Raw genomic sequence first — 8472 nt, forward strand, 5'->3', positions numbered from 1 at the left:
ATCGCTACTGAATTCGGTGTTCAGCTTGGGGCTGACACACCTTCCCGAGCAAACGGATCAGTAGGTGGTGAAATTACTAAACGCCTTGTAGCACAAGCTCAATCCCAACTTTCTGGAATGGGTGGAGCAATGCAATCTAGATAAGCAACGAATTCATCTAATTTGACTGAAGCTACCTCTTATTGTGGTTAGTTTCAGTCTTTATTTTTTTGTCTTAGTATAACTAACGCAAAATGGAGAGACCTTTCTCTTTTCTTGCAATTCTCTACCTTAGCAGTCAATTCGAGAAAGATAAACTTATAATATGTGTTTTTATTTCCATATACACTTGCGAAAACACGTGTGTTTACAATTATTAAATTTCTTGATAAAGGAAAATAAATAAAGAGGGAAATCTGAAAGTAGAGATGGTTTTAAAGGAACTGATAAAAATCATAAAAGAAGAGCATTCGAATAAGGAGAAACATTGACATCTATTGTAAGAAACCTGTCACTAGGACATTTAAGGGGGGCAGTAACTGAAGATCGATATTGATGTCTGTTAAGATTATCTTGAAATTGAGTCTTCTGTTAAAGGGCGCGATTGCTGGATAAAAGTTTTCCAATAAAAAGGAGAAAACATATTAGAATGTTTATTATGTTTTCTCCTTTATTTTTTATGGCATTTGTAATTTAGGTCTTGATAACTTATTCCTGCTATATACCCTTCAAAGCATCGGGAGCAAGGCTATCGCACCACCAATAAAGTCTATTACTAATTTCTATCGTAAGTACTCTCTTACTGTTTATAACCTCCTATTTTCTAATATGACGATAGATTGGCACTTTTTTGCCGTATTTACGGTTGGATTAGCCGTTTTTTTGGCACCAGGAAAGATTCAGAAGTTAATATTAATAAATGAAAGCGTTTTATAAGTTGGTACGGTTTTTGCATGTAAATATAGTGAATTTAAAAAATTGAGAGGAGATGTTTTACATGTGTACAAACAATAAGAGAAACAGAATGATGAAAGCAGCGGTGGTGAATGAGTTTAAACAGCAATTAGAAATCAAGGAAGTTCCAGTGCCAGAATTAGAATATGGAGAAATTCTTGTCAAAATAAAGGCTTGCGGTGTTTGTCATACAGACCTGCATGCTGCTCATGGGGACTGGCCGGTAAAGCCTAATCTTCCGCTTATTCCAGGCCATGAAGGCGTTGGGATCGTTGAAGAAGTTGGTGAAGGTGTTACTTCAATAAAAGCAGGAGATCGCGTTGGTATTCCATGGCTTTATTCGGCCTGTGGCGAATGTGAATACTGCTTAACAGGCCGTGAAACGTTATGTCCAGATCAATTGAATGCAGGTTATTCAGTGGATGGAGGATATGCAGAATATTGTAAAGCTCCTTCCAACTATGTTGTTAAAATTCCAGAAGGCCTTGATTTTGCTGAAGTATCTCCGATTTTCTGCGCAGGCGTTACCACATATAAAGCATTAAAAATAGCAGAAGCAAAGCCGGGGGACTGGGTAGCGATTTATGGAATCGGCGGTCTAGGGCATGTCGCGCTTCAGTATGCTAAAGCAATGGGATTTAATGTCATTGCTGTTGATATTCAGGATGACAAACTTGAGTTAGCAAAGCAATTGGGTGCTGACATTACTATTAATGGATTAAAAGTAGATCCTGTTCAGGAAATTAGAGAGAGAGTAGGTGGAGTGCAATCGGCTGTGAGCGTTGCCGTTACGAAAAAAGCGTTTGAACAAGCTTACGATTCAGTAAAAAGAGGCGGCACATTAGTTGTTGTAGGTCTTCCGAATGCTGAATTGCCTATTCCCATTTTTGACACTGTGTTAAATGGTGTAACAGTAAAAGGTTCTATAGTTGGTACAAGAAAGGATTTACAGGAAGCACTTGAATTTGCGGCACAAGGAAAAGTGCGTACAAATATAGAAATTCAACCTCTTGATCGTATTAACGACGTATTTGACCGCATGGAAACAGGAAAAATTAATGGGCGTGTTGTCTTAACAATGTAATAAATTGCCAACTAGAGGAACAATTGTAATTGTTCCTCCTATTTAAAGACATGGGTGTAAGAACAAGTATATAAATAGATTGGGGGAGTTTTAGGATCTTAAACAATCTTTATGTTTTTGTTAAATATATTCAAAAGAACATGTACGACAATGTAGTCGCTGATTTAGCGTCTCTTAAAAAAACAATTAACCAAGGTAATGGTTGATTACAGGAGACGACAATAGGTCCGCTCATTTCAGCAACACAGCAAAAACGTGTAAAAGGATACATTGATAAAGGAATTGAAGAAGGAGCAGAGGTAGTAGCAGGTGGACTATCCGTACGAACAAGGGTATTTCGTTGCTTTAACAATTTTTGCTGATGTGAACCATTCGATGACTATCGCAAAAGAAGAAATTTTCGGCCCGGTTTTAGCGGCGATGCCGTTTGCTGATTTAGATGACCTTATCGCAAAAGTAAACGATTCCGATTATGGTTTAGCGGCTGGCGTTTGGACGCAGGATATAAAGAAAGCCCACTACCTCGCACATCCCATTAAAGCGGGTACGGTTTGGGTGAACTGCTATAACGTATTTGATGCGGCAAGTCCATTCGGAGGATATAAACAATCAGGTATTGGACGTGAAATGTGCAGTTACGCGTTAAATAACTATACAGAAGTGAAGAGTGTTTGGGTGAATATGAACTAAGTCATTCAAATCTTATTTCAATATGAGGAGAGGCGTGTATAACGGATTTTGTAACAACGTTCCGTACACGTCTTTTTTTGTTTTAGATAAGAAATACTGGATGTCCTACTAAAGGAGTTGTATAAAAAGAATCACGGGGATTTGAATAATAGATATAACGCGTATAGGTAAGGAATCAAAACCCCTATTCTAATACACACGAGATTTTTTTATAAAATTCTCCATAATAAAACAGGAATTTTTATATTTTGCAGAAAAATAATATAATTATAAAACTTATGTAGGTGAAAATCATGTATATAAATAAATTTGTAACACCTGAAATTATTTTTGGTAAAAACGCAATAAAACAGGTCGGGGACGCCTGCCTGCGGCTTGGAGCGAAGAAAGTGTTGATCGTAAGTGATTGTGGCGTTGCAAAAGCTGGATGGCTGGAAAAAGTTATTGATATCTGTAAAGAATCTCACCTTCCTTTTGCAACGTTCATTGATGTAACAACGAACCCAAAAGATACAGAAGTTGTTTATGGGTGCCGTACTTTTATCGAACATGAATGCGATGCCATTATCGGCGTTGGAGGCGGCAGCGCATTAGATGTAGCCAAAGCCATCGCTATACTTGCTACTAACGGTGGAAAGATCAGTGATTATGAAGGTGTAGATAAAATCGAAAAACCCCTTCCTCCAATGATTATGAACATGACAACTGCCGGTTCAGGCTCTGAAGTATCTCAATTTTCTGTCATTGTTGACTCTAACAGAAAAAAGAAAATGACCATTATATCTAAGACACTGGTACCTGATATTGCCATTATCGATCCTTACACACTTATCACAAAAGACAGTAGTTTAACTGCAGCAACTGGCATGGATGTTCTTACACATTCTGTTGAAGCTTACGTAAGCATAGCCGCTACACCGCTTACTGATGTCCAGGCTAAAAATGCCCTTTCCCTTGTCTCCTCCTATTTGCGTCCGTCGGTAGCTTCTAAAACAAATGAAGAGGCGAAAGAGGCAATGGCAATGGCTAGTTTGCAGGCTGGACTTGCTTTTTCAAATGCTATTTTAGGTGCTGCCCATGCGATTTCACATGCGATTGGAGGAAAGTTTCAATTGTCCCATGGAGAAATCAATGCCATTCTGCTACCTTATGTAATGGACTTTAACTTTATTGCTTCTCCCCAACGGTATACAGAAATGGCTGAATTTATGGGAATTGATACAAGAGGAATGACACAACGAGAAGCCGGAAATGCGGCAATTCAATTTGTAAAAGAATTATCCCTTGATATTGGAACACCACAACGGTTGAGTGACGTAGGAATTACAGAAGAGATGATCGATTTCACAAGTCAAACAGCGCTTGAAGATACATGTATGATTACCAACCCCCGCGACATGACTCTTGAACAGGTAAAAAACTTACTAAAAAACGCATTATAAGGTGGTGAATGATCATGCTGGAGGACAAACACGAGATGATTGCGCTGTTAACCGGTGTGAAATCTTCTAAAAAAAGTTATTATACAGAATTAAAGAAAACAGTTGAGCAATTGAAAAAGAAAAACATGCAGTTAGAAATCATTAATGAAGTGATGAAAAGTATTAAGATTGATATGTCGCTGGGAGATATTTTAAATAATGTGGTGGATAAATTAAGAGTACTCGTTCACTTTGATCGTCTGAGTTTATTATCGTTACATAACGATAATCTTACTTTAACGAATATTTATCCGGAAGACAGTCATTATATTAAAATAGGTTCTGCTATACCCAACGAACATTCTCTCTACTGGTTAGCATTAAAAAATAGACAAATCATCTTTCAACGATTAAATGACTCTTATTCCAGCTTTTATGAAAAGGAATATCTGACCGTCCTTCATCTAAGAACCATTTTAGTATTGCCTATTTATAGTAAAAACAAAGGAATTGGAGTTCTAAGTATTGGCCGTCATGATGAATCCGAATGGGGTATGGATGATCTTGCTTTTCTGGAACAACTTACTGATCATCTAGCAGTTAGTATTGAAAATGCCCAATTATATAATGAAGTATTACGGGGAAAACAAGAATGGGAGGATACATTTAAAGCAGTTGATGATATGATTCTTGTTTTTGATAAAGATCTAAATGTGGTTCAATTTAATGATTCCGTAAAAGCCTTTTTTGATATTAATGAACAATCCTCTGACCTTCCCATACTGGAAGAGTCCTGCAAAATTCTTGTTAGAGAAACGTTTTACTCCAAAAAGCCAGGATATAGAGAGATATATTTCCAAAATAATTCTACTTGTGAACTATATACATATCCAGTATATAACAATGAGCAACAGGTTTATGGGGTTATCGCCTATATCAAGGATGTAACAGAAAAAAGAAAAATGGAAGTGCAGTTGCTTCATTCAGGAAAACTGGCGGCTATAGGAGAAATGGCAGCCGGTATAGCCCATGAATTAAATAGTCCTTTAACTGCTATTTTAGGAAATTCTCAACTGTTATTAAGAAATATAACAAGTAGTGATCCATCGTTTACACTTCTAAATGACATAAAAAATTGCGGAAATCGCTGTAAACAAATTATTAAAAGTTTACTCACCTTTTCTCGACAGGATGAGTACGTTTTTGATTCTTGTTCTTTAAACGAAGCAGTAGAACAAGTGCTTAATTTACTAAAGTATCAATTAGAAAAAAAACAAATCGTAATAAAGTGCCTACTTCAAGAAAATTTACCTTTTATTGACGGAAGCCAGCCACAGATTGAGCAAATCATTATTAATTTTCTCTTAAATGCAAGGGATGCTCTTGAGCTTTCATCAAGAAAAAATAAGGAAATCATAATAACAACATCATCTCTTCAATCAAATGAAGTCCACTTATCAGTTAAGGATAATGGCATTGGAATTGAAGAAAATAGATTATCTGAAATCTTTCACCCTTTTCATACGACAAAAGAAACAGAAAAAGGTACCGGATTGGGTTTATCTGTAAGTATTGGTATTGCGAAAACACACAGGGGAACAATTGAAGTTAGCAGCAAACTTAATAAAGGCAGCACTTTTACATTAAAACTGCCTCTTCAACAATCAAAAAATCGTTGAGGTGACGTAATGACAAATATATTAATTGTTGATGATGAAAAGGAAATTGGCACTTTTCTATCCCACCTTTTTACATCTAAAGGATACCGTGTCACTGTTGTGAACAGCGGCAATAATTTTTCAGCTATCGACTTTAATAAACAATGTTTCCATGCTGCAATGATTGATTTAAAGCTACCTGACATAGACGGTCTTTCCTTATTGAAACATTTAAAAAAATTGCAGCCAAGATGTAAAGCTATCATTATGACAGGATACAGTACAATTAAAACAGCCGTTGACGCTATAAAGCTAGGAGCGAGTGATTATATCGAAAAACCATTTGATGACATTGATTTACTAGAAAAACAGGTTGATAATCTATTAAATTCAAATATTACCTCCACCCAGCAACACATAAAAGACTTGGCTAGTAAAGTCGGGCTTATCATTGGACAAAATGAAAAGATGAATCAATTGATCCAAACTGCCTATAAAGTGGCAAAGAAAAATGTAAATGTTTTAATTGAGGGTGAGACCGGAACTGGAAAAGAAGTGTTGTCACGCTTTATTCATCAGGCAAGTCAACGCAGTGATGAATCTTTTATTGGAGTAAATTGTGGAGCAATCTCTGAATCTCTTCTAGAAAGTGAACTGTTTGGCCATGAAAAAGGAGCATTTACAGGAGCAACCCAACCACGAAAAGGTTTATTTGAAATCGCTAGCAAGGGAACTCTGTTCCTTGATGAAATCGCAGAAGCTTCACATTCCATTCAAGTAAAGCTGCTTCGTGTACTGGAAACACGTGAATTCATGCGTGTGGGAAGTGGAAACATTTTACGTACAGATACTCGTTTAGTAGCTGCAACAAATGAAAATCTTCAAGAAGCGATTCAACAAAAGAAATTTCGAGAAGATTTATTTTATCGCTTGAATGTAGTTCACTTAAACATTCCTCCTCTTCGTGATAGAAAAGAAGATATACCTTTATTAATTGATTACTGCTTACATTGGAATCCAAACATAGATATATCCTTTTCTGATAACGCAATCGAAGTACTACAAAACTATGATTGGCCAGGGAATATCCGTGAATTATCTAATTTTATTACAAGAATTGAAACTTTAGCCGATTCAAATCATACGGTCTTTACTGCCGACGATTTACCGTTCTCCGATAACGGTGTAGCAACGTCTGTTCCAGTAAAAAAAATAAAACAATTCAATACAAAAAATCAGGAAAGTCACCTTGAAAGATACTTGCAAAAATGGATCAATGAAATTCTTACAGCCTTCGAACAAAAAGATGAAATCAATTTAGAAGAGGTTCTTGCACAGGTTAAACAATTAGAGTTAGAAGTTGGGAAAGCATTTATTTTAGAAACATTAAAAGATACGCTTGGAAATCGAAAAGAAGCAGCAAAAAGATTGCAAATTACGATGAGAAAACTTCGTTATCTCTTAAACGAAAAAAGTTGCTTTCTCGAAGATTCTGGTACAAAAAGTGTTCACAAGCAATAAAGCCATGCATTGTTCATCCCTGTCTATGTAAGCACAGAAACCTGCATAGGCTCTGACCGCGGAGAACAATGGGGATCGGGTACTATAGTTGATTTTATGTTAAGGACCGCTATGAAAGCTAACCAATCCTAGAAAAACCACCGGATAGCTTTATTTTTTCACTTAAACAAATAAGGCTTACTTTTAGATTAACCAATAGAAAAAACGTTCCTATTAAACGCGAAAGGAATAGGAACGTTTTTCTTCTAGCCCGTAATTTTGTTTGGTGGATTCAGGGTCATAATAGGTTTCGGTATTTGTTATCAAAAAGTGGCCATACACTGGTCACATTAAACTAGAAGTGGTTAGGATGTTGTTGATGGTACCTTAATCTGATGGGGTGAAGTCAAAACAAGAGATAGCTTAAACAAGATTTCTTGGCAATATAAATGAAAATAATAAGAATGAGATGATCGAAAGGGTGGAACCAAAAAGGGTCCACTTGTACTCGGGCAGCATTATGACTTCCGGGATTAATATGTTTTTCAAACGGTTGAAAGCATTTAGGCGTACTCATCATCTCTTTCATCATCTTAGGTATGTATTTGGCACACTATCTCAACAAGATATTTAGAAAGAATTGGAATAAGTTGGGATGGGAGGAAAAGTTGGACTGATGGCTGACTGAAGGATACATTCCATCTCTAATATATGTAGTCAGCTATTGCATAGGCTCCATGAAGTAATATATCTGCCGCTTTTTATCAATGGTAGGCGCAACTCTATTTCCATTGACCGTGTCAATCCCATGAAGGTTCGATTTTACTCTTCCTAGATATACCGTATACTTTTGTTTGGTCAGTGATTCTACCTTGAAATGAACAGATGGTGAGGTGTTGTTTTTCTTGTTCTTTATCTGAATCTCATTGGAAGAACGATACCAAGTATATTTTCCATTCTTTTTGCCAATATTGACGACACCTACAGCATCTCCATCGCTGACCTTCTTTTCGTAAAAGATAAAAACATCTCCTGCTATTTCAGTTCTTCCCATTATTTCATCTTCCGTTATTCCTTCTTCTTTCGCCCCTTTATGGATGGCATCATAGGAAGTATCATGCCAAGTGAGATTCTCTTGTCCATTCGCGAATAAAGAACACCCTGTAAGGAGTAGTATCCCTAAAGT

General features: G+C 36.6%; 6 protein-coding genes and 1 pseudogene. 6 read left to right on the top strand and 1 reads right to left on the bottom strand.

Going from position 1 to position 8472, the window contains the following annotated elements:
• From ABHN01_RS22985 to ABHN01_RS23010, 6 genes and pseudogenes are all read left to right on the top strand, one after another.
• On the top strand, positions 1-144 hold a 144-nt coding region (locus ABHN01_RS22985; RefSeq protein WP_429877469.1), incomplete at its 5' end, for a small, acid-soluble spore protein, alpha/beta type.
• Between the two features lie 862 nt (positions 145-1006).
• A complete protein-coding gene (adhP, locus tag ABHN01_RS22990; RefSeq protein WP_429877470.1) occupies positions 1007-2017 on the top strand; it encodes an alcohol dehydrogenase AdhP in 1011 nt (336 codons plus the stop codon).
• A gap of 125 nt (positions 2018-2142) precedes the next feature.
• Positions 2143-2707 (top strand): annotated as a pseudogene (locus ABHN01_RS22995) (aldehyde dehydrogenase family protein); the annotation flags it as partial.
• Between the two features lie 293 nt (positions 2708-3000).
• Positions 3001-4149: an iron-containing alcohol dehydrogenase gene (locus tag ABHN01_RS23000; protein WP_429877465.1), complete on the top strand. Its 1149-nt coding sequence runs from the start codon at positions 3001-3003 to the stop codon at positions 4147-4149.
• A 14-nt stretch (positions 4150-4163) separates the two neighbouring features.
• Positions 4164-5807, top strand: a complete 1644-nt coding sequence (locus ABHN01_RS23005) for an ATP-binding protein (protein ID WP_429877466.1) — start codon at positions 4164-4166, stop codon at positions 5805-5807.
• A gap of 9 nt (positions 5808-5816) precedes the next feature.
• Positions 5817-7307, top strand: a complete 1491-nt coding sequence (locus ABHN01_RS23010; RefSeq protein ID WP_429877467.1) for a sigma-54-dependent transcriptional regulator — start codon at positions 5817-5819, stop codon at positions 7305-7307.
• Positions 7308-8007: 700 nt separating this feature from the next.
• Here the strand turns inward: ABHN01_RS23010 and ABHN01_RS23015 are convergent.
• A partial coding sequence (locus tag ABHN01_RS23015; RefSeq protein ID WP_429877468.1) for a hypothetical protein occupies positions 8008-8472 on the bottom strand: 465 nt, incomplete at its 5' end.

The sequence above is a fragment of the Fictibacillus sp. NRS-1165 genome (assembly GCF_050468105.1).
Taxonomy (GTDB): Bacteria; Bacillota; Bacilli; order Bacillales; family Fictibacillaceae; genus Fictibacillus_C; species Fictibacillus_C terrinigri.

What these genes read in the sequence shown, in the direction of transcription:
- ABHN01_RS23000 (WP_429877465.1), top strand. Translation starts at nt 3,001, where the DNA reads ATGTATATAAATAAATTTGTAACACCTGAAATTATTTTTGGTAAAAAC.
- adhP (WP_429877470.1), top strand. Translation starts at nt 1,007, where the DNA reads ATGAAAGCAGCGGTGGTGAATGAGTTTAAACAGCAATTAGAAATCAAG.
- ABHN01_RS23010 (WP_429877467.1), top strand. Translation starts at nt 5,817, where the DNA reads ATGACAAATATATTAATTGTTGATGATGAAAAGGAAATTGGCACTTTT.
- ABHN01_RS23005 (WP_429877466.1), top strand. Translation starts at nt 4,164, where the DNA reads ATGCTGGAGGACAAACACGAGATGATTGCGCTGTTAACCGGTGTGAAA.